General features: G+C 63.3%; 23 protein-coding genes. 17 read left to right on the forward strand and 6 right to left on the reverse strand.

The genetic code is table 11. The features are described from left to right. Nucleotides 1-12: 12 nt before the first annotated feature. A complete protein-coding gene (locus QP363_RS04705) occupies nt 13-312 on the reverse strand; it encodes a rhodanese-like domain-containing protein (RefSeq protein ID WP_144656931.1) in 300 nt (99 codons plus the stop codon). Nucleotides 313-403: 91 nt separating this feature from the next. Between QP363_RS04705 and QP363_RS04710 the strand changes: the two genes are divergently transcribed. Then, complete coding sequence (locus QP363_RS04710; RefSeq protein WP_284763043.1) at nt 404-1,216, forward strand: endonuclease domain-containing protein; 813 nt, start codon at nt 404-406, stop codon at nt 1,214-1,216. Between the two features lie 162 nt (nt 1,217-1,378). Here QP363_RS04710 and QP363_RS04715 read toward each other — a convergent pair whose 3' ends face one another. Both QP363_RS04715 and QP363_RS04720 read right to left on the reverse strand, forming a co-directional pair. Beyond that, entirely contained in the window at nt 1,379-2,035 is a 657-nt protein-coding gene (locus QP363_RS04715; RefSeq protein WP_070645531.1) for a response regulator transcription factor, read from the reverse strand. A 3-nt stretch (nt 2,036-2,038) separates the two neighbouring features. After that, nucleotides 2,039-2,743 carry a sensor histidine kinase gene (locus tag QP363_RS04720; protein WP_070718164.1) on the reverse strand — a complete coding sequence of 235 codons (705 nt, stop codon included), beginning with the start codon at nt 2,741-2,743 and terminating at the stop codon, nt 2,039-2,041. Nucleotides 2,744-2,841: 98 nt separating this feature from the next. Between QP363_RS04720 and QP363_RS04725 the strand changes: the two genes are divergently transcribed. The 3 genes from QP363_RS04725 to QP363_RS04735 are packed head-to-tail and all read left to right on the forward strand — an operon-like array spanning nt 2,842 to nt 5,851. Then, nucleotides 2,842-3,528: an ABC transporter ATP-binding protein gene (locus QP363_RS04725; RefSeq protein ID WP_070731706.1), complete on the forward strand. Its 687-nt coding sequence runs from the start codon at nt 2,842-2,844 to the stop codon at nt 3,526-3,528. Beyond that, a complete protein-coding gene (locus tag QP363_RS04730) occupies nt 3,525-4,925 on the forward strand; it encodes an FtsX-like permease family protein (protein ID WP_216381227.1) in 1,401 nt (466 codons plus the stop codon). Before QP363_RS04725 ends, QP363_RS04730 begins: the two co-directional genes overlap by 4 nt. Further along, complete coding sequence (locus QP363_RS04735; protein ID WP_070445869.1) at nt 4,922-5,851, forward strand: S41 family peptidase; 930 nt, start codon at nt 4,922-4,924, stop codon at nt 5,849-5,851. Before QP363_RS04730 ends, QP363_RS04735 begins: the two co-directional genes overlap by 4 nt. 78 nt (nt 5,852-5,929) lie before the next feature. Here QP363_RS04735 and QP363_RS04740 read toward each other — a convergent pair whose 3' ends face one another. Next, nucleotides 5,930-6,487 (reverse strand): DUF559 domain-containing protein, encoded by a 558-nt coding sequence (locus tag QP363_RS04740; RefSeq protein WP_236659381.1) that lies wholly within the window; start codon nt 6,485-6,487, stop codon nt 5,930-5,932. Between the two features lie 404 nt (nt 6,488-6,891). Then, entirely contained in the window at nt 6,892-7,365 is a 474-nt protein-coding gene (locus tag QP363_RS04745; RefSeq protein ID WP_010188812.1) for an inorganic diphosphatase, read from the reverse strand. 69 nt (nt 7,366-7,434) lie between these two features. Here QP363_RS04745 and dacB point away from each other — a divergent pair, with 69 nt between their 5' ends. Genes dacB through QP363_RS04810 form a run of 13 tightly spaced genes read left to right on the forward strand, consistent with a single transcriptional unit; the run spans nt 7,435 to nt 19,186 of the window. Continuing rightward, nucleotides 7,435-8,721, forward strand: a complete 1,287-nt coding sequence (gene dacB / locus QP363_RS04750; protein ID WP_284763063.1) for a D-alanyl-D-alanine carboxypeptidase/D-alanyl-D-alanine-endopeptidase — start codon at nt 7,435-7,437, stop codon at nt 8,719-8,721. After that, entirely contained in the window at nt 8,711-9,670 is a 960-nt protein-coding gene (gene tilS, locus QP363_RS04755) for a tRNA lysidine(34) synthetase TilS (RefSeq protein WP_083311452.1), read from the forward strand. The genes dacB and tilS overlap by 11 nt, the downstream gene beginning before the upstream one ends. Then, nucleotides 9,654-10,241 carry a hypoxanthine phosphoribosyltransferase gene (gene hpt, locus QP363_RS04760; protein ID WP_070645541.1) on the forward strand — a complete coding sequence of 196 codons (588 nt, stop codon included), beginning with the start codon at nt 9,654-9,656 and terminating at the stop codon, nt 10,239-10,241. The genes tilS and hpt overlap by 17 nt, the downstream gene beginning before the upstream one ends. A 48-nt stretch (nt 10,242-10,289) precedes the next feature. Continuing rightward, complete coding sequence (ftsH, locus tag QP363_RS04765; RefSeq protein WP_284763065.1) at nt 10,290-12,731, forward strand: ATP-dependent zinc metalloprotease FtsH; 2,442 nt, start codon at nt 10,290-10,292, stop codon at nt 12,729-12,731. Then, nucleotides 12,721-13,311, forward strand: coding sequence for a GTP cyclohydrolase I FolE (gene folE / locus QP363_RS04770; protein WP_284763067.1), 591 nt, complete (start codon nt 12,721-12,723; stop codon nt 13,309-13,311). The genes ftsH and folE overlap by 11 nt, the downstream gene beginning before the upstream one ends. A 5-nt stretch (nt 13,312-13,316) precedes the next feature. Beyond that, a complete protein-coding gene (gene folP, locus QP363_RS04775) occupies nt 13,317-14,246 on the forward strand; it encodes a dihydropteroate synthase (RefSeq protein WP_284763069.1) in 930 nt (309 codons plus the stop codon). Between the two features lie 3 nt (nt 14,247-14,249). Next, on the forward strand, nt 14,250-14,621 hold the full coding sequence (gene folB / locus QP363_RS04780; protein ID WP_070445894.1) for a dihydroneopterin aldolase: 372 nt from the start codon (nt 14,250-14,252) through the stop codon (nt 14,619-14,621). Then, nucleotides 14,621-15,094 carry a 2-amino-4-hydroxy-6-hydroxymethyldihydropteridine diphosphokinase gene (folK, locus tag QP363_RS04785; RefSeq protein ID WP_070718186.1) on the forward strand — a complete coding sequence of 158 codons (474 nt, stop codon included), beginning with the start codon at nt 14,621-14,623 and terminating at the stop codon, nt 15,092-15,094. Before folB ends, folK begins: the two co-directional genes overlap by 1 nt. Continuing rightward, on the forward strand, nt 15,094-15,567 hold the full coding sequence (locus QP363_RS04790) for a DUF3180 domain-containing protein (RefSeq protein WP_070445901.1): 474 nt from the start codon (nt 15,094-15,096) through the stop codon (nt 15,565-15,567). The genes folK and QP363_RS04790 overlap by 1 nt, the downstream gene beginning before the upstream one ends. A 5-nt stretch (nt 15,568-15,572) precedes the next feature. Then, nucleotides 15,573-16,766, forward strand: coding sequence for a DUF6779 domain-containing protein (locus tag QP363_RS04795; RefSeq protein WP_284763071.1), 1,194 nt, complete (start codon nt 15,573-15,575; stop codon nt 16,764-16,766). Next, nucleotides 16,767-17,444, forward strand: coding sequence for a hypothetical protein (locus QP363_RS04800; RefSeq protein WP_284763073.1), 678 nt, complete (start codon nt 16,767-16,769; stop codon nt 17,442-17,444). It abuts the gene before it with no gap. After that, complete coding sequence (locus tag QP363_RS04805) at nt 17,426-18,199, forward strand: pantoate--beta-alanine ligase (RefSeq protein WP_336620728.1); 774 nt, start codon at nt 17,426-17,428, stop codon at nt 18,197-18,199. The genes QP363_RS04800 and QP363_RS04805 overlap by 19 nt, the downstream gene beginning before the upstream one ends. 39 nt (nt 18,200-18,238) lie before the next feature. Then, on the forward strand, nt 18,239-19,186 hold the full coding sequence (locus tag QP363_RS04810; RefSeq protein WP_070711573.1) for a 2-dehydropantoate 2-reductase: 948 nt from the start codon (nt 18,239-18,241) through the stop codon (nt 19,184-19,186). Nucleotides 19,187-19,213: 27 nt separating this feature from the next. Here the strand turns inward: QP363_RS04810 and QP363_RS04815 are convergent, their stop codons facing one another. Then, nucleotides 19,214-21,310, reverse strand: coding sequence for a PhoX family phosphatase (locus tag QP363_RS04815; protein WP_284763075.1), 2,097 nt, complete (start codon nt 21,308-21,310; stop codon nt 19,214-19,216). Between the last annotated feature and the right edge of the window lie 124 nt (nt 21,311-21,434).

Genomic DNA, 21,434 nt, shown 5'->3' on the forward strand with positions numbered 1-21,434 from the left:
GGTTATGGCCCACTAGTTTGGGTAAACCATGGGGCGGCCTTGGGCCTTCCATGCGTCCGTGCCGCCCTCGACATTGATGACGTCCCAGCCTTTCGCGTGCTCGAGGTACTGGCAGACCTGCATGCTGCGCCCGCCTGCATGGCAGATGACGTAGATATCGCGGTCCGGGTCAATCTCGTCGAGGCGCTCTACGAGGTGTCCCATCGGAATGTGCGTGGCGCCTTGGGCATGCTCAGTGTTCCACTCGTGGCCCTCGCGGACGTCGATGAGCTGGGCGTTTTCAGGTACTTCAGTGGGTTGTACGTTCTGCATGCGCACCAGCTTACGGGGTTTTCTTGCGGGACTGGTTGGGGCACTTTACTGTGAGGAGTACGGGGTGGGGTAATCAATCGGAGGGGGCTAAATGGAGGAGATTGTCGGCCGCGCAGGCGCAGCGGCAGCGGCCAAAGGTGAGGCGATCAAAATTACGCGGGGGCTGTACCTACCGCGTGAACCAACGGCATACGAGCTAGCGCAGGTGCTCAGCCGGCATTGGCCAGACAGTGCGTTGGACGGATATTCCGCAGCGATGGTGCTTCTTGAGCGGAAACCTGGCTTTCCACTGCAGCTCATTCGCGAAAAAGGCTTAGAGGATACGCGCTTTTATGTCGGTCGCCGCGCCCGCCCAAAGGGGGTATTTCCCTATGACGGGATAAACGTCTGCAATCCACTGCAGGCGGTGGAGGCCATAGAAGAAAAGCACGCGGTGAAGTTCCTGGAAACGTTCTTGTCTGGTAGGGACGCGGAAAAGCGGCTGAAGTTGCTCTCCATGGACTTTCGGCGGTTCCCGCAACACACTCGGCGAGTGTTAGAGAAAGCAGTCATCGGTGCGGATAGTGTGCCCGAGTGGGCTCTTACTCGTGCTCTGGAGCCCTTCTTTAAGGTGCTCAACAACGCGAAAATTGGCCCCTACCGGTGGGATCTCCTTTTAGAAGAGCACAAGATTGCCATCGAGGTCGACGGATACGCTTATCACCGCGGGGAAAACCGCCGGCAGTTCGAGCTTGACCGTCAAAAGCTAAATGATGTGGTGCATCGCGGCTATACGCCCCTCCACTTCACCGCGACCACGATTGAGCATCATTTGGACAAGGTGGTGGAGCAGGTGCGCGGGGTGGCACAAGGGACGAAACGGTATCTGGACCCGCCGTGGATGTGGCACCGGTTCTTTGTGTGAGTGTGCGAGGGGGTTTGATGTCGTTCACGGTAAATAAGGCCGAAAAATCGCGAAAATTTGGGCCTTATTTACCGTGAGCGTAGTCAAGATAACGTGCTCGAGGGGCGAAAGCATACAGCTGCTACCCGTGTGGAGTACGGGGTCAAAACGGCAGCGGCCGGTTTAGCGGTGCGCGGAGAGGTACTCCAAGATTGCCTTGACGCGGCGGTTGTCTTCACTGGGATCTAAACGCAGCTTGGTGAAGATATTGGAGACGTGCTTGGCCACCGCGGCGGAAGACAGGACGAGCTCGGCGGCGATGTCCTTGTTGGACTTGCCGCGCGACATCAATTCGAGCACCTCGCGCTCGCGCGGGGTGAGTTCGCCCAAGCCGCTGCGCCCAGAACTCATGAGGGCCTGCGCCACGGTGGGATCGATGACGGTACCGCCCTGGGCCACCACGTCCAAGCTGGAGAGGAAGTCCCGCACCTCGGAGACGCGGTCTTTCAAAAGGTAGCCGGTCCCGGCATCAGGGGAGTCGAAGAGCTCCACCGCGTATGCGGGGGCTACATACTGGGAGAGCACCATGACGGGTAAGCCCGGGTAGGCATTTCTCAAGTTCACGGCGGCTTTCAAACCGTCATCGCCCATGGCCGGTGGCATGCGCACGTCCGTGATGACGATATCCGGGAGCTCATCGCGCAGCTTGTCCACCACCGCCTCGAGCGCCGGCGCAGAATCCGCCTGGCCCACAATCGAATGCCCGCGGCGCTCCAGAAGGCCGGCGAGACCCTCACGCAGAATGGCGGAATCATCCGCCACCACGATTCTCAAACTCATTTCTTACACTCCTGACTGTCCGCGATCGAGAAGAAGAGGAATCGAGCACGCCAGTCTCGTGGGCCCGCCCGGGGGAGACGATAAAGTCATCTCTCCGCCGAAAGCGGCGAGGCGCTCGGCCATCCCCGCTAGGCCGTGGCCTTGTACAACCTGCGCGCCGCCCGGCCCCTCATCCACCACGGTGATTTTTAAAGAGGCATCTGCGGTCACTAAAACGGAGACCGGCGCGCCGGGCGCGTGCTTGGCCGCATTCGTCAGAGCTTCCGTGCCGAAGAAGTAGCCGCAGGCCAGCACGGAAGCGGAGAGTTTTGGCAAAGGATGCGGGGCGAAGACGCTGACGTGGGGGCCGTGGGAAGAAGCAGCGTCGGCAAGCGCGGCGACCAAACCATGATCCTGCAGGACCTGCGGGTGGATGCCGTGCACCGTGGCACGCAGGGAGTGCAGGCCGCGGTCCACGTCCTGCTTGGCGGCGGTGAGCAGCTCGGCGAGGTCTGCGGGGGCGTCGAGAAGTGCCTCTCCCAACTTCATGCTCGCGGCCACGAGGTATTGCTGCGCGCCGTCGTGCAGGTCGCGCTCGATGCGTGCGCGCTCCACCTCATAGGCATCCGCGATGGCGCGGCGCGAGGCCGTGAGCTGCGCAATCTTCTGTGCTTGCTGTTGCTCATGGTTGGCGGGCTGGGGCTTTCTTCGGAACACGGCTTTCAGCATAACGGGCGCCACCGACTACAGGGGTAGTGCTGGCACTACCGTAAAGAGCAACGCTAGGGCTGTTCTTTCTGCGGGCCCTTCACGGTGGAATGAGAGACATGGCACAGACACTTTCCCTGACAGACATCACCAAGGATTTTGGCGGCGGCCCGGTGCTCGCCGGAATCTCCCTCGACATTGAACCGGGCGAGCTCGTGGCCGTCATGGGGCCGTCCGGCTCCGGCAAGTCCACGCTGCTGCACTGCATGTCCGGCGTGCTGACCCCCACGCACGGCAGCGTGCGCTACGGAGATGAGGAGCTCTCCGCGCTTGGCGACGGCCCCCGCTCCCGCCTCCGCCTGCGCAACTTCGGCTTCGTCTTCCAGGATGGTCAATTGCTGCCGGAGCTGAGCAACGTGGATAACGTGGCGCTGCCCGCGATGCTTAACGGCGTTTCGCGCGGTGCTGCACGCAAGCGCGCGATGGAGCTGCTGGACCAGCTGGGATTGGGTGGTCTGGCGGAGCGCCGCCCTGCGCAGGTGTCCGGTGGCCAGGCGCAGCGCGTGACTATCGCGCGTGCGCTGGTGGCCAATCCGGGCGTGGTCTTCGCCGACGAGCCCACCGGTGCGCTGGACCAATCCACGGGTCACGAGGTCATGCAGATGCTGACCACCATCGTGCGCCAGTCCGGGGCGAGCCTGGTCATGGTCACGCACGACCCGAAGGTGGCCGACTGGATGCAGCGCCGCGTGGAGATTCGCGATGGCATCATCCACGATGACCGCCGCCTCGAGGTGATTCGATGAACACCGCGACTTTAGTCTTTGACCTGCAGCGCGAATCCATTCGTGCGCGCTCCGGAACAGGAATTGTTTCCTTGCTGGCCATTGTGAGCCTGACCATTGGGTCCGCCATCGCCTTCCTCGTTGCGGGCGGTACGTGGATGTTTTGGGAACGCGCTCAGCACGTGGAGGAGGCGGCACCAGCCTTGAAAGAGGCCTTCGGAAACGAGATGGAGGCCTTCCTTTACCCGTGGTTTGCCCTGGCTCTGCTGGCCTGCGCCTTCATTCTTCCGGCGCTGTTTAACCTCACAGCCCAAGCCGCCGTCCTCGGAGCCTCCGGCCGAGAGCAGCGCCTGGCCACCCTGCGCCTTCTAGGGTTGAGCTCCCGCCAGGTGGAGCGCATGGCCATCGTGGAGACGGGCCTGCAAGCCATCATCGGCATCGTGCTCGGTGGGCTGATCAGCCTGCTCATCGCGCCGGTCTTTACGCAGGTGGACTTCCAGATGCGTTCTATTGCTGTATCCGAGATTCTTCTCCCGTGGTGGGGTTATCTAGCCGTGGCCGGTGTGCTCTTTGTGTTGGCTATCGGTGCGGCACTCGTCGGCATGCAGCGCGTGCGCGTGAGCCCCCTGGGTGTGGCCAAGCGCCAGATGCCCGCGGCCTATCGCTGGTGGCGCGTCATCGTCTTCCTCATCATCGCGGGTATCGGTGGTGTGTTGCTCTCCGGAAAGGCGGGCCCGCCGACCGCCATGGTCATCGTGGTCATGTTTGGCATGGTGATGAGCATCAACCTCATTTCCCCTTTTATCTTGCAGCTCGGCGCACACATCATGTCTCTCTTTCCTGGCACCGCGCACTTCGTGGCCTGCCAGCGAGTGGCGGGCAATGCGCGCCCGGCATGGAAGCGGAGTGCGGCCATCGCGTTCTTCGGCTATTTGGCGGGCTTTCTCGTTGCCGCCCCCTTGGGCTCCGACGCCTTGGCTCTCGTGCTCAAGGAAGATCCCGGAATGAACGTGGTATTCAAAGACATCTCCACCGGTGTCTTATTAACCCTCATCTTCGGCTTCACGCTGACCACCATGTCCATCATTCTGGGGCAGGTCTCCGGCATCTTCGAAGACAAGGAACTCATCCGCTCCCTGGATCTCATGGGCGTGCCGCGCGGCTTCCAGTTCCGCTCCGGTGTCCTGACCATCATGGGGCCTGTGGTGGGATTGAGCTTCTTCGGCTTCCTTTTCGGCGGCGGGATCGCCTCGCTGATGTTCTTCTCCAGCGTCGAACAAAGCAATGTCGACGTTCTTGGCCGTCTGCTCATGGCCTTCGGATTCCTAGCCGTGGGCTGGCTGGTCACGCTGCTTGCCATTATCCTTGTTGAGCCCCTGCGCGGCTACGTGCTGCGAACCGGAGGGAGAAAAGAATGAAAACTGTACTGAAAATCTTCGGCGGACTTTTTCTCGTTGCCCTCATCGCCGTGGCTGCGGCCGTGTATTTCTTCGGCCCCTCTTACGGTGGGGCATTCTTCGGAAAACCCGTGTTTCTTTTCAATGCCAGCGAGAAGCGCATCAATACCGCGATGGTGGATACCGCAGCGCTCTCCGGAATCTATGGCGAAAGTGAGGAATTCCAGCGCGCACGCGAGGCCTTCAAGGAGGACCCCACGAACACCGAGCTCCTCGATGCCGCCATCAACGCCGCCGGCGGCAAGCACTCCAAGGTCTTTAGCACCGAAAAGGAAAAGGCCGCCGAAAGCACCGAGCCTTCGGTCGACTTCGAGGACGGCGTCCTGCGCGCGACCGTGCCCTCCATCGGCCGCCACGATGACGGCCAGGCCTACGCCGATACGCTCGCTCAAGGTCTGGCCGCGCACCCGGAGGCCTGCGCTGCCGTGGTGGATCTGCGGAGCAATGACGGCGGCGACATGGGGCCGATGTATGCGGGCTTAAGCCCCCTGCTACCGGATGGCACCGCGCTCTCCTTCGTCAGCCGTATGGGCACAACTGACGTGGTCATCGACGGAAACTCCGTGACCGGCGGAGGTACTGCAACCACCACAGCGGGCGGCAAGCTCGACGTTCCCGTCGCCGTGCTGACCGACGGTGAGACCGCCTCCTCCGCCGAAGCCACCCTCTTGGCCTTCCGCGGGCTGGACAACGTGCGGACCTTCGGTGAGCCGACTGCCGGCTACGCCTCTGCCAACGTGGTCCTGGATTATCCGGACGGCCGCTCGCTCATGCTCACCACGGCCAAGGACAAGGCGCGCACGGGCGAGGAATTCGCCGAGGACCCCATCGCTCCCGATGCCCCGGAATCCGAGCTCGACGGCTGGCTCGCGTCCCACTGTAGTTAGTTAGCTGCAGTGTTAGTAAGCCGCAGCGTTAGTCAGCCCAGTTCGTTGTCGGCACGTTGCGGCTGAACAGCTGCAACGCTAGCCTGCCCAACGCTCGCCTTCCCACCGCCAGTAGTGGTGCCACTTCCACGGCGGAGGCACGAACTCACCCCGCCCTTGTATGACCGCGAGAACCTGGTACACAGCGACGTCGAGGTGGTGCTCAATCGTGGCGGCGGTGAAGTGGAGGGGCCGGTAGCCGCGCTGGATGGCGTCGTTAAGCTTCTGGCGGTCGATTTCGAAACGCTGCCGGTTCTCGCCTTTGTGATAGGCATAGCCGTCCACCTCGATGGCCACCTTGTACTCCTCTAGCACCAAGTCCCAGCGGTAGGACCCAACCCGCACGTTGTTGCGGACCTTGACGTGCGGCTCGAGACCCCGGGTGAGGTCGCGCTCCGGCTTGCTATCCGCCCCAACGATGGCCTTCTCTAGGATTTCACGCGTGTGCTTGGGCAGGCGGCGAAAGTCCAGCTGTTCGGTCTCGATGCGCGAGCGTCCGTGCGGCCCGGCGAAGAAGGCTTCGATGAAGGCTACGGCATCCTCCTGCGCCATCGTCTCAATGCATTGCAGGGGACTACATACATTGACTCCGTTCATGCTGCCCAGTGCCTTGGGGCGCGCCCGCCGACTGCGAAAGTACGTGCTCGATGGGAGAGTGGAGTCGCGAATAAACTCGAGCGGGAATTGAAGGGGCTGTTCTAAGTACCGGCGAGCGGCGGAATAGCCGTCAAGCGCTAAGTCAGGCCATTCACGCGACATGATTTGTGCTAGCTGAAGCGGTGTTGGCTCCTTTGAGAGGTAAAAGCCATTCGCAATCTTGATGGCTCCCTTGCGCCGAGCCCCGCGGGAGACATCGCGTCCCCGATAAATCTCAATCAATGTTCCCCCCGGAACGAAAAAGGTACGTTTTCGCAAATAGTGGCGAAAAACTGGTAGGTTTTCAGCCCTTATTTACCAAAACGTACCTGACAGTGCTCTAGCTGGCACGCGGAAGCAGCGGCTTACTTGAAGCGAGCCTTCGCTTCCTCGAGGATCTTCTCTGCCTCAGCCTTGTCGCCCCAGCCGGAGCCGGTTACTTCCTTGTTCGGCTCCAGGTCCTTGTAGCGGGTGAAGAAGTGCTCGATCTCATCCTTGATGTGCTGCTCCACATCGTTGATGTCCTGGTAGCGCTCCCAGCGCGGGTCATCGACGACGGCGAGCAGCTTGTCGTCGCCGCCGGCCTCGTCGGTCATCTTGAACACGCCGAGGACACGAGCCTCTACGACAACGCCGGGGAAGACCGGCTCCGGGAGGATGACCAGTGCGTCCAGCGGGTCGCCATCCTCACCCAGGGTGTGGTCGATGAAGCCGTAGTCAGCCGGGTAGGCCATCGGGGTGAACAGGTAGCGGTCGAGGTGGACCTTGCCGGTCTCGTGGTCGATCTCGTACTTGTTGCGGGAGCCCTTAGGGATCTCGATGGTTACTTCAACGCTCACGGCTGAATCCTCCATAACTATTAGGTTGGTATGTGCTCCGCTTAGTCTACCGCGCTAGTCTAAAGGGCGATGAAAGCTAAGCATGTCTGGTGGAGTACTGCGGCCCTCGTCACGGCTGGTGCCGTGGCGGCGACGGCCGCCGTGGGCGTAGAAGTCCAGCGCACCTACGATCACCTGGACCACGGCCAGCCCTATAAGCAGGAAGAACCCACAACACTGGTCCAGCCCGTCGAGCCCGGCGATTTCGACGCCGCTGCGCTCAAAGCCAGGTTGGATGAGCTGGGCAAAGACAAGGCTCTAGCTACTTTCGGCGGGCAGGTCATCGACACCACCACCCACGAGGTGCTGTGGGAGCGCGAGCCCGCGAAGCCGCTGACCCCGGCCTCCGCTACTAAGGTCCTCACCCTCGCCGCAGCAACACTCGCTCTCGATGAGGAAGAGCGCCTCACCACCGAGGTGGTCGCAGGTGCGCACGAGGGCGAAGTTGTTATCAAGGCCGCCGGCGATGTCTGGCTGACGGACGAGCGTCTCGATGAGCTGGCGGAACAGATCCAGCAGAAGATGGATACCGTCACGCGAGTCTCCATCGACACCTCCATCTGGGCCGGTCCCGACCAGGCACCAGGCTGGGACGATGACAATATCGATGGCGGCTATGTCGCTCCCATCCAGCCTGCCATGCTCTATGGCGGGCGCATTGGGGAAAAGACCGGCGACGTTCCGCGCTCCCACGAGCCTGCCCTCGATGTAGCCCGCGCGCTGGCCGCCCGCCTGGGCGCCGACAAAGCCGACTTAAGCTCAGCCCCCGAGAATTCCGAGGTCCTCGGCACCAGCGAGTCCGAGCCACTGGCCCTGCGCGCCCAGGAAGCAATAAAGTATTCAGACAACGTCATGGCGGAGGCCATCGCCCGCGAGCTGGCCGTCGGCCAGGGCACGGAAGCAAGCTTCGACGGCGCCACGATGGCCATCCTCGACGAGCTGCGTGGCGCCGGCATCGACGTCAACGGCGTCACCGTCAAGGACGGCTCCGGCCTCTCCCGCGATAACCGCATTCCCGCTGGGCTCCTCGCCCACATCGCGGACCAAGCCGTAGCCACCGACGAGCTTCGCCCGCTCTTGGGCTACCTCCCTCTTGCCGGTGGCGAAGGAACCCTCTATGAGCGCTATCACGATTCTTCTGCGCGCGGATTTGTTCGCGCCAAGACCGGCACCCTCACGGGAACTTCCGCGCTGACCGGTACCGCCCAGGGCCAGTCGGGCCGCGTCTACGCCTTCGCCTTCCTGGTCAACGACGGCGAAGTCACCTCCGCCCGTCAGGCCCAAGACGCCCTCGCCGCCGCACTTCATGACTTCTAAGAAACCTTTTTGGCCACGTAAAAGCCCCAACTTCTTGGCCTGCCGCGTCGCCGTCCGCGCTGTGGTGGGTGAGCAACCACGCGCCATAGCGGTGGGTCTATCCGGCGGCGCCGATTCCTTGGCGCTGACCGCAGCACTCCTCGCGGAGGGGCACGAGGTGACAGCGCTGTGCGTCGACCACGGTCTGCAGGAAGGCTCGGCCGCGCAGGCGCGCCGAGCTGCTGAGCAGGCCCGCGCCTTGGGGGCGGGAGCGGATGTGTTGCGGGTGGACGTCGCCAAGCAAGGCTCCGTCGAGGCCGAAGCCCGCGCCGCCCGGTACCGTGCCTTCGCGCCTTGGGCTGAGGTGGCGGTGGCGCATACCGCCGATGACCAGGCTGAAACCCTGCTGCTCAGCGCCCTCCGCGGGAGGGTGGCGGGCATGCGCGAGCGCTCCGCGGTGGAAGGTGTACGCATCCTGCGGCCCCTACTGAGCGTGCGCCGCGCCCAGACCGAGGCCGCCTGCGCGGAGCTGGGGCTGGAGGTCTGGCAGGACCCCCAGAACCAGGACCTGGCCTTCCGCCGCGTAGCACTGCGCCGCGAGATCCTCCCGCGACTGCAGGAGATCGTGGGTGGAGACCCCGTCCCGGCCCTAGCCCAGGCAGCCCACGACGCCGCGCTTGACGACGCCCTCCTCAGCACCCACCCCACCACCGACTGCACCGAGCTGGCCGTTCTTCCAGAACCGAAGCGCCGCCGGGCGATCGCCGCGTGGCTGCGCGAAGAAGGAGCGGAGGTTACGCGCGAGGCGGTGCGCGGCATCGATGCCCTGTGCACGCGCTGGCATGGACAAGGCCCCGTCGCCGTCCGCAGCGAAAAGAAAGGTACAAGGTTGGAAGTAGCACGCGTTGGTGGCAAACTGTCACTATTGCCTCGGTCAGCAAAGGAGCGCTCACGTGCACGACACCCATGAATCAGCCGTCCCCGCCCACCCCTACGGAGAGGACATCAAAAACGTTCTCATCGCCGAAGACGATCTTCAGGCGCGCATCCAGGAGATGGCGGACCGCGTTGCCGAGAAATACCGCAACACCGACGAGGACCTCATCTTGGTCTGCGTGCTCAAAGGCGCGGTCTTCTTCCTGACGGACTTCGCCCGCAAGCTCAGCATCCCCTCCCAGCTGGAGTTCATGGCGGTCTCGTCCTACGGTAACTCGGCTTCCTCCTCGGGAGTGGTGCGGATTCTAAAAGATCTGGACCGCGATATCGAGGGCCGCGATGTGCTCATCGTGGAGGACATCATCGACTCCGGCCTGACCTTGTCCTGGCTCATCCGCAACCTGCAGGGCCGCCAGCCGCGTTCCCTGGAAGTGGTCACGCTGCTGCGCAAGCCCGAAGTAGTCAAGGCGGAGCTGGATCTTTTTGACGTGGGCTTTGACATCCCTAACGAGTTCGTCGTGGGTTATGGCCTGGATTTCGCGGAGCGCTATCGCGATCTTCCTTTCGTGGGCACGCTGGACCCCGCGGTCTACAGCAACGACTAGTCTTTTCTTGTCCTCTCACCATGAGGCCTCGAATTCGCAAGGTAATTAATGAAAAATAAGAACATCATTCGCTATGGCTCGATCGCGGGCCTGGTTCTCATTCTGCTGTACGCCTTTACGTTCTTTAGCAACGATGCCCGCAGCTTCAAGCAGGTTGACACCTCGGTGGCCATGCAGCAGCTGGCGGATCGGAACGTTGAGGAAGCGCAGATCGATGACCGCGAGCAGCAGCTGCGCCTCAAGCTCAAGGAACCAGTAACGGTCGAAGAGCAGGAGGGCATCGAGGAGGTCATTGCCAAGTACCCGGCACGCGCCTCCGAGCAGGTCTTCAACGCGGTGAAGGATTCTGGTGCGGATAAGTACCAGACCAAGGTCACACAGGATTCCTTCATTGGCTCCATGATCAGCTTCCTGCTGCCGATGCTGATCCTCTTCGCGCTGCTGTTCTGGATGATGACCCGCATGCAGCAGGGCGCGGGCGGCATGTTCGGCATTGGTGGTTCCAAGGCGAAGGAGCTGACCAAGGACATGCCTACCAACACCTTCGCGGATGTGGCCGGCGCGGATGAAGCTGTGGATGAGCTGCAGGAAATCAAGGACTTCCTGGATGATCCGGAGCGCTACCATGAGCTGGGCGCAAAGATCCCGCGCGGCGTGCTGCTTTATGGCCCGCCGGGTACCGGTAAGACCCTTCTGGCCCGCGCGGTCGCGGGCGAGGCTGGCGTGCCTTTCTATTCCATTTCCGGCTCCGACTTCGTGGAGATGTTCGTCGGCGTGGGTGCCTCCCGCGTGCGTGACCTGTTCAAGCAGGCCAAGCAGAACAGCCCGTGCATCATCTTCGTCGATGAGATTGACGCTGTGGGTCGCCAGCGTGGTTCCGGCACCGGCGGTGGCCATGATGAGCGCGAGCAGACGCTGAACCAGCTGCTCGTGGAGATGGATGGCTTCGGCGACCGCGAAGGCGTCATCCTCATCGCCGCGACCAACCGCCCCGACATTCTGGACCCGGCGCTTCTGCGCCCGGGACGCTTCGACCGCCAGATCCCGGTGACCAACCCGGACCTGGCCGGCCGCGAGCAAATCCTGCGCGTGCACGCCAAGGACAAGCCGCTGGCTAAGGAAGTGGATGTGGCGCAGCTGGCCAAGCGCACCGCCGGTATGTCCGGCGCGGACTTGGCCAACGTGCTCAACGAGGCTGCCCTGCTCACCGCCCGCATCGGCGGCAACGTCATTACCTATGACGCGCTGGAGGAGGCCACCGACCGCGTCGTCGGCGGCCCGCGCCGCCAGGGCAAGATCATCTCCGAACATGAGAAGAAGGTCACCGCCTACCACGAGGGCGGCCACACCCTGTCCGCGTGGGCGCTGAAGGATATCGAGCGCGTCTACAAGGTGACCATCTTGGCCCGCGGCCGCACCGGCGGCCATGCCATGACCGCGCAGGAAGACGATAAGGGCATGTACACCCGCGATGAGTTGTTCTCACGCCTCGTCTTTGCCATGGGCGGGCGCGCCGCGGAAGAGCTCGTGTTCGGAGCACCCACCACCGGCGCTTCTTCGGATATTGAGCACGCCACCAAGATTGCGCGCTCCATGATCACAGAGTATGGCTTCAGCCCGGATTTGGGAACCGTCAAGTACGGCAAGGAGCAGGGCGATCCCTTCGCCTATGCCGCCGGCGGCGGTGGCTCCATCGACTATTCGGATGCCGTGGCCGCCAAGATTGATGAGCAGATGGCCTACCTGCTGGACCGCGCGCACCAGCAGGCCTATGACATCCTTTCCGAGCACCGCGACTACCTGGATAAGCTCGCCGAGATGCTCTTGGAGAAGGAAACCCTGCGCCGCCCGGACCTCGAGGGCATCTTCGAAGGCATTGAGCCGCGCGAGGCTTTCGACGTCTTCCCGAACGAGGACGCCCGCTTCCCGCGCCAGGCTGGCCGCGAGCCGGTGAAGACCCCGGTCGAGCTGGCCCAGGAGCGCGGCGAGGAGTTGCCGAAGCGCATGACGCTTCTCGACGCCTCCCGTGCCGCCCGCGAGCGCCGCCACGCGGAGCTCGAGCGCGCGAAGAAGAACGGCGACGAGACTGCCGCCGCGACATCGGCGGCGCCGGTCGAGGAGATCGGCTTCAGCTTTGGCCAGCACGCAGGCGACTTTGTGGATCCGGAGAAGGGCAATACCTTCTTCGGCGAGTCCGATATCACCGAGCCCACCGGCCGCGAGCTCAGCGCAGATGAGGCCGCCAGCGATGGGGCGCAAGAGGAGACCGTGGCCCCAGAACAGGCCGGCCCTAGCCACGAGGACACCCAAGAGATTCCGCGTGTGCCGAATGCCGCTGCACCGCAGCCGGAAGCCCAGTCGCGACCGCGCGAACCGGAACGCCGCGGCCGCCATGCCAAGCCGGAGGATCACTCCTGGGGAGCACCCGGCTGGGGAGAGAACGAATACCGCAACAACCCGTACAAGGATGGCGACACCAATGAGCGATAACATCTCGGCGCAACACGACTTCGATCACGAGCGCGCCGAAGCAGCCATCCGCGAGCTGCTCATCGCCGTGGGCGAAGACCCCGATCGCGAGGGCCTGCGCGAGACCCCGGCCCGCGTGGCCCGCGCCTATGCCGAGGTCTTCGCAGGACTCCACCAGGATCCGACTGAAGTCCTGCACAAGACCTTTGCCGAGGAGCACCAAGAGCTTGTCCTGGTGCGTGATATTCCCATCTACTCCACGTGCGAGCATCACCTCGTGCCCTTCTACGGCACGGCGCACATCGGCTACATCCCCGGTCCCGACGGCCATGTCACCGGCCTGTCCAAGCTGGCTCGCTTGGCGGACATGTACGCCAAGCGCCCGCAAGTCCAGGAACGGCTGACCAGCCAGATCGCCGATGCACTGGTGGAGGTCCTCCACGCGCAGTCCGTCATCGTCGTCATCGAGTGCGAGCATCTGTGCATGGCCATGCGCGGCATCCGCAAGCCGGGGGCGACCACGACGACGTCTGCGGTCCGCGGCGGATTCAAGAAGAATGCGGCCTCCCGCGCGGAGGTCATGAGCCTGATTAGGAGCTAGCAGCAATGGCAGTCAGCGATCTCACTGTTCCCGGCCGCACGCTGGTCATGGGCATCGTCAACGTCACGGAGGATTCCTTCTCCGATGGCGGGCGCTGGATCAACATCGACGATGCGCTCAACCACGCCCGCCACCTCGTGGAATCCGGCGCGGACATGATCGATGTCGGCGGCGAGTCCACCCGCCCGGGCGCGGTGCGCGTGGCTGCCGAGGAGGAAGAGAGCCGCGTCGTGCCCGTCATCAAGGCGCTGCACGAGGAGGGGATTAAGACCTCCGTGGATACGATGCGGGCCTCGGTTGCCAAAGCCGCTGCGGAGGCCGGCGTCGACATGATCAATGACGTCTCCGGTGGTGCAGCCGACCCGGACATGTACCGCGCCATGGCGGAAACCGGCCTACCGGTGTGCCTCATGCACTGGCGCACCGTCCAATTCGGCAGCGCGGCCGGAGTGGCCGACCACGGCGGGGATGTTGTGCGCGATGTCCACGAATCCTTGGCGAAGCTGGCCGATAGCGCCCTGCAAGCAGGTGTCAGCCACGACAATATCGTCGTGGATCCGGGCCTGGGCTTTGCCAAGTCCCCACAAGATAACTGGGCTTTGCTCAAGGCCTTGCCGGAGTTCCTCCAGGGCGAATTCCCGCTGTTGGTGGGAGCCTCCCGCAAGCGCTTCCTCGCCGCTATCCGGGAGGATCGCGGTGCCGAGTCCAGCCCGCTGCTCGCGGACCCGGCCACCGCCGCCGTGACCGCCATCTCCGCGCAGATGGGCGCGTGGGGCGTGCGCGTGCACGAGGTGGATGTCTCGCGCGATGCCGTGGACGTTGCCGCGGCGTGGAACGCGGGTGCATCCTACACCGGTGGCGCGCATGCCTCCGGCAGCTACGCCAACGGCGCGGACGGCGGAACAGTGGTGTCCACTTCTTTGGGAAAGGCATAAAACATGGCGGATCGCATCGAGCTCACCGGCCTGGAGTGCTTTGGCTACCATGGAGTCTTCGAGGAAGAGAAGAAGACAGGACAGCCCTTCATCGTGGATGTCACCTGCTGGTTGGACACCGCGGGCATCGAGGATGACCTGTCCCGCACGGTGAATTACGCCGAGCTTGCTGACGTCACCGCAGACATCGTCGAAGGCCCCTCCCGGGACCTCATCGAGACGGTGGCTGAAGAAGTCGCCGAGACCGCCATGCGGCGCTTCGAGATTCTCCACGCCATCGAGGTGACCATCCACAAGCCGAAGGCACCCATCCCGCGCACCTTCGCGGACGTGGCCGTCGTAGCACGCCGCTCCCGGAAGAGGATGGCAGGCTAATGCGCGCCGTGCTGTCCATCGGCTCCAACATGGAGGACCGCCGCGCGCTCCTACAGACCGTCTTTGATGAGTTTGCTGAGGAGACCGTCGCTGCCTCTCCGGTCTTTGCCACCCCGCCGTGGGGCGTGACCGACCAAGATGAATTTCTCAACGCGGTGCTCATCGTGGACGTGGACTGCACCCCGCTGGAGCTGCTGCGCCGCGGCCAGAAGTTGGAGGAGGCCGCTGAGCGTGTGCGCGTGCGGCACTGGGGCCCGCGCACCTTGGACGTGGACATCGTACAGATAGACGGCGTGACCTCCGAAGATCCGGAACTTACTCTGCCGCACCCTTATGCCCACGAGCGCGCCTTTGTACTCGTGCCGTGGCTGGCCGCGGATGAGCACGCGCAGCTTAACGGCACCCTGGTGCGCGAACTCATCGCCGACCTCGATGAGGACGAGGTCGCGGCGGTGAAGGAACTGGGGGAGTAATGACGAGGACGTCGATCGGCGCGCTCATCGGCACAGCCCTCTTCGTGGCCGCGGCGGCCGCCATCCTCACCACCCGCTTTTATGGCTCCATGCTGGCCATCCCGGCAACGGTGTCGATTTCCCTGTGGGCCATGGCGCTGGTGTGCGTGCTGTTGACCCTTAAAGTCCGCGGCGCCAAGGAGGACGAGCACGGCATCGGCCTGGACAACTCGCAGCTCAATCCCATGACCATCGCGCAATTCTTGCTGGTCGGCAAAGCCTCGGCGTGGACGGGTGCCATCGTGGGCGGGGCCTATGCAGGCATGGCAGTTTACGTGGTGCCTCGTGCGGGTGAGCTCGTCGCGGCGGCTGGTGACCTGGCTGGGGTGGTGACCTCTGCGCTGGGTGGTGCTGCGATGTGTGTCGCCGGAGTGGTGCTGGAGCGACACTGCGAGGTGCCACCTCCAACTGATGGGGCACAAGCGGTAAGTTAGTGGGCATGACGAGCCCGCATCACGCCCCTGAGCCCCAGCACGAGTCGGCCCCGGACGATTATCCGACGGCCCAATTTTCTGCGCAGCCGGACTCTCAGCCACCAACGCCGGCGGAGTCTTCTGAGACCGGTTCGAAGACGGATGCGGGTTCCATCGGGCTTATCGTCTTGGTCATCCTCGCGGTGATTGCCAGCCTGGTCATGCTGATTTCGGGTTCGGCGAATGCGCTGAAGATCGCCTTGCTCGCCTCCCTGTGGGCTGCGGTGCTGGGCTTCTTCCTGGTTGTGCGCTACCGCCGCCAGGCCCATGAGGCCAAGGAGCTTCTGGCAGTAGAGCGCGCCCATGCTGCATCCACTTTGACCGCTTCCGGCGCTTCCACTACGGACAACAGTCAGGTCCTGGCGGAGATCCGCTCTGAGCTAGAAGCCATCCGCGCCCAAATCGAGGAGATCTCCGGGCGCGAGTGGGTCTACGAGCCCGCCGCCCTGTATGCGGAGGCTCGCCGCATCCAGGAGCTGGAGCGCAAGGCCGGCGGCGCAGGAGTGGATGAGCGCGGCGATGCACCCAACGTGAACTTCACCCAGAAGTCCGGTGGCGCGCCGTCTGCCGACGCCGTGGCAGGCCGCCTCGGTTCGCAGCCGACCCACCCGGTGAGCAATCCGCTGGATAATCTGCTGGCGGATAATGCTCGTGGCAACGCCCAGCAGCCTGCTGCGAAACCCGCCGAGCAGCCCGCAGATCAGCAGGGCACCCGCCCAGCACCATCCCCGTTCGGTGCACCACAGCCGTCGCAGAACCGTGCCCCGGCGTTTCGCCCTATGGGCGCACCGCAGCCTCAGCCAAAGGCCGACAAGCCACAGGCCAAGGCCGAGAAGCTGCAGGTAAAGGCAGAGAAGCAGCAGGCGCGCACCGAGCAGAAGCCTCAGACTCAGTCGCAGCCGAAGGCGCCGGAGTTCAAGACCGATAGCTTCCAAGCCGTGCAATGGAACCAGGGTGCCGCAGGCGCGCAGCACGTCAAGGAGGATGCTGGCCCCGCACAGCCGCACCACCGCCACCGCAAGCCGGAGTCAGACAGCGCACAGCCCAGCACCCGTGGCCGTCGCCGCAGCGATGAACACCGTGAGGGTGCGGTGTCCGTCGCGGAGCTTTTGGCGCGCCGTAAGCAACAGCAGGAGCCGGACAAGGACGTGAAGAAGTAGATGCAGGCACCACGCATGCGGGTGGCGGTCTGGGGTAATTCCCGGGCCGGCATTAACTTCGCCCTCCGTCTGGAGATGGCTGGCCACACCATTGAGAAGCTTGAGGACCCCGCCCAGCTGGACCGCTTCGATGCGCTGATTCTCGCCGCGACGGCGAGGGAGCTGGAGGGGGCGGTGGGGGACGTCGAAAAGCACGTGCGCCCCAAGCAAATCGTCATCCACACCTCATTGCTGGCTGGGGTGGAAGCCCTTGATGAGCTGGAAACGCGCGGGTGTCTGACGATTGCCGCAGCTCCCCTGGGCGACTCCTACGCGGTGGGCGCTCTCGATGAGGTGGCGGATACCGTCATTAGTCTGTTGCTTTCAGAGATTCATCAGACCGCAGAAACAGTGCCTGAGGCACAACGTGCGGAGCGAGCCGCGCGGTTGTACTACGCGGAGATGCTCGGTGTGCTGAGTGCTTGGGCGTCTGTAGAGGCGAAGATCATCGAAGACTTCATGGGCAGCGCTTTTGAGCTTGACGCCGGTGACATCATCGATGCTTACCCCGCCGCGGTGGAGCTCGGCATGGCGCGCAACTACCGCGACGTTGCCCGCATGGTGGGCGAGCAGGAAAAGATTGAGGAACTGGAACTGTGGGCAGTCAGAAAGGGAGCGCCGTGGCAGAACAACTCCTAGTGGAGGACATCGAGCGCATCCGCATGGTCGGCAGCGCCTACCGCAAGACGGGCAAGCGCGTGGTGTTGGTACCGCTGGGCCGCGACATCCACGCCGGGCACCTTGCCTTAGTACAGGCAGCACAGCGCGTGCGCGGCGGCATCGTGGTCGTGACTGTGGACCCGGAGACGGACACCTCTGCCCTCGACGGTGTTGACGTGGTGTGGCGCTATGGCGAGCAGAGCCAGCGCACGCGGGTCCTCGCTCCTGACCACGGCATGGAGGACGTCAGCGCGGAGCTGACCCGTGTTGTGGCGCTGACCTGTGCGCTGGGGCCCAGTGATGTTTTCATGGGGGAGAAGGACTACGAGCTGCTCGTGGCTACCCAACAAGCTTTTACGGACCTTCACATCGGGGCGCGTGTGCAGGGTGTGCCCTCGGTGCGCATGCCCGATGGTGTGGTGATGAGCCTGCGCAATGCCGACGTGGCACCTGAAGCACGCGAGCAAGCCAGCGCCTTGTCAGCGGCACTCACCGCCGGTGCGTATGCGGCGGAGTCCGGGGCCGAGGAAGTCGTCCGTGTGGCACGTGAGGTGCTCACTGCCGCGGGCGTCGAGCCGGAATACGTGGAGCTGCGCGGGCGCGACCTTGGGGAGCCACCCGCAGAGGGCGATGCCCGCCTCTTTCTCGCCGCCACCATCGGCGGCGTGCGGCTCATCGATAACGCGGGCGTGCCGTTGGGAATTGGCTTCCGAAATTTAGAACAGCGCGGATAAAAGTCTGTGGCGCAGGTCTCCACCGGTTAGGTTGGAGACATGAAGATTGGAATTCTGGGAGCCGGCGCCATCGGCGGATACTTTGGCGGAAAACTGAAAGCAGCGGGCCACGACGTCGCCTTCGTCGCCCGTGGCGAGACCTTGCGGGTGCTGGGGGAGACGGGCGTGACGCTGATCGACGCCCACGCAGAACCCACCACGACCGAGGTTATTAAGGTCCCGGCTGCGCAATCCTTTACTGAGGTCAAGGAGGTCTTGGGTGGGCTGGACGTGGCGATTATCGCGTCGAAGGCGCTGCCGGGCAATGAGACCTTTGGCAGCGCGGAGGACCGCGAGGCCTTGCAGGGCGTTCCAGTGGTGACCACGCACAACTCGGTCGAGATTCCGTACCTTGCGGCCGAGGAATTCGGGGAGGAAAACATCCTTGCTGGGGTTGCCCGTGTTTATGCCACGCGTCTGGGCCCGGCTCAGATCAAGCGCAATCCGGGGCCTTTGGCTTTGGCTTTTGGTCCGTTGAGTGCTGATGCGCCGGAGTCACTGCGCCGTACAGGTGAGGATCTGGCGGCCGCGCTGAAAGAGGCGGGTGCCTCCAGCAAGTTCCACGACGCAGCGCTTGTCGACGTCTGGTCGAAAGCCATGTTCGTTACCCCTACCGGCACTCTGGGCGCCTTGGTGGATAAACCGATTGGCTACCTTTGCCAGGAAATCCCCGGCCAGCTTGAGGCCTTCATGCGGGAAGTCGAGTCTGTTGGACGTGCACTTGGCGTGGACCTGCCTGACAATGTGGTCGAGCAAACCATGGAGTTTGCCCGCCAGCAGCACCCGGATAACACGTCCTCCATGCAGCGCGACATCAAAGAAGGTCTACCAAACGAACTTGACGCCCAGGTCGGAGCTATCCGACGCATGGGCGCCAAGGCTGGGGTTGCAACCCCGTTGTGGGATTTTGCGCAGGAGGTGCTGGAGGCGCAGCTGCGCACCGCCTAAGAGTGCGCACTACGCAACGTCGGTGCCTTATTCGGTACCGATCTTGCCGTCCTTTTTCCACACCACGACCACGGCCGGGCGCGGGGTGGACTTGCCGCCGTCAGGCCAGTGGGAGGTGGCGTTCTCAAAAGTGGCGTCGTCAGCCTCACCCGGGTGCTGGACGTTGACCATGACGCGGTCATCGTCGACGATCGGTCCACAGGTCTCCGCGCCCGCCGGGACGGTGAGGAAGCACTTGAGCTCACCGCGGGTCTCACCCTCGGTGGTCACGGCGTAGAGGCCATCGTTGGAGTCCAGCGCGTTGCCGTCAGTGGAGATCCACAGGTTGCCGTGGTTGTCGAAGGCCAGGTTATCCGGGCAGGAAATCGGAGAGACCTTCTCCTTATCGAAGCCACCGAAGTAGGTGCTGGCCTCACGCGGATCACCACAGACCAGGAACAGGTTCCAGGTGAACTTCTCACCGGCGTGGTCATCCTCGAGCTCCATGACCAGGCCGTTCTTGTTCTCCTTGACCGGAGCCCATTCCTTGGCGTCTTCCTTGTTCTTCTTAGCGTTCTCACCGGTGGCGCCACGGTACTTGTTGTTGGTCAGCGCGATGTAGACCTTCTCGGTCTCCGGGTGAACCTCAACGTCCTCTGGGCGGTCCATCTTGGTCGCGCCCACCTTATCGGCGGCCTCACGAGTAAAGACGGCGACTTCCTCGGCGGACATGCCGTCCACGTGGGACTCGAACTTGTTGTTCTCCGTATCGGAGGTCAGCAGCTTGACCCACTCGCCGCTGCCGTCGAAAGCACCGTCCTCCGGCAGGACACCGGAGCCGTCGATTTCCTTCTCCGGGGAGTTGCCTTCCATCTTGGCCACGTACAGGGTGCCGTGGTCCAGGATGGTCATGTTGTGCTCCAGGTCGCCTTCCTTGTACTTCTTGGAGGAGACGAACTTGTAGACGTACTCGAAGCGGGAGTCATCGCCGGAGTAGCAGACCACGGTGCCATCCTTGGTGATGTGGATGTTGCCAGCCTCGTGCTTGTAGCGGCCCACAGCGGTGTGCTTGACCGGGGTGGAGTTCGGATCTAGCGGGTTGATCTCCACGAGCCAGCCAAAGCGGTTTGGCTCGTTCGGCTCCTTGGTTACATCGAAGCGGTCATCGTACTTCTCCCACTTACGGTCGGACGGGCCCTCCTTGATGCCGAAGCGCTTGAGGGACTCAGCGGCCTTGTCGTCCTTGACGTCACCGCCTGCGAAGTACTGGTCGAAGTTCTCTTCGCCGGACAGCATGGTGTTCCACGGGGTCACGCCACCGGAGCAGTTGTTGAGGGTACCCAGGACCTTCTCGCCCTTCGGGTCGGCGGAGGTCTTCACCAGGTCGGTGCCCTTAGCCGGGCCAACCAGGGTGAACGGGGTGGTGGCGGTGATGCGGCGGTTGAGCGGGCCGAATTCGCGCTTGAGTTCGCCGGAGCCCTTCACCTTGGAAACCTCGAGGATGGTGTGGCCGTGGCCGGCCCAGCCGATCTTTACCTGCTCCTCGGTGGGGTTCTCCGGGTCGTAGTCCGGGAACATCATCGGCTCGGTGGTGTACTCATGCGAGCACATGTAGATCATGCGGTTCTTGTCATCCGGGTGCTCGATGAGGCCGGCGAAGTCATTGTTGAAGCCGAACTGCTTCTCCGCATCCGCGGCGGTCTGGTTGTTGACGTCGAATTCCGGTGCGCCCTCGATGACCGGGTCACCCCAGGCAATCAGAACGGACTGCTCATAGCCCTTCGGGATGACGACCTCATCCTTGGTATTGGCCTCTACGGCTTCAAAGTGCATGCCCTCGGCGGAGGTGAGCTCGATGTCAGAGCCCTTGACCTCGCTGGTCTTGTCGGAGGAGCCGCCAGCCGCAGACCCGTTGTCATCCGGAGCAGCGCATGCAGCCAGCGCAGAAGAACCACCGACGGCGACGACGGCCAAGCCACCGGCGCGCAGGGCGGTACGGCGGGAGAACTGATCGCCGAAGTAAGGGTTGTCGGAGGTGTTCTCGCATTCGCCGAAACAGGCATTACCGCACTTGTAGGTGCAGGTAAGAGAAGAACGAGACGAGGTGAACATGTTAGCCAAGAGATTACGGCCGTTGAGTGCCATGAAAGTTATGCTCCAAAAATCGAAAATCGTTGGTTGCGTAAGGGATGTCGCAACGGACGCACTGAGTTAATACGGTTGAGATGACCGCATGGTTGATGCTGTCTAACCACCAGATGAACTCTCT

This window comes from Corynebacterium sp. UMB6689 (assembly GCF_030215295.1).
In the GTDB taxonomy this organism is placed as follows: Bacteria; Actinomycetota; Actinomycetes; order Mycobacteriales; family Mycobacteriaceae; genus Corynebacterium; species Corynebacterium aurimucosum.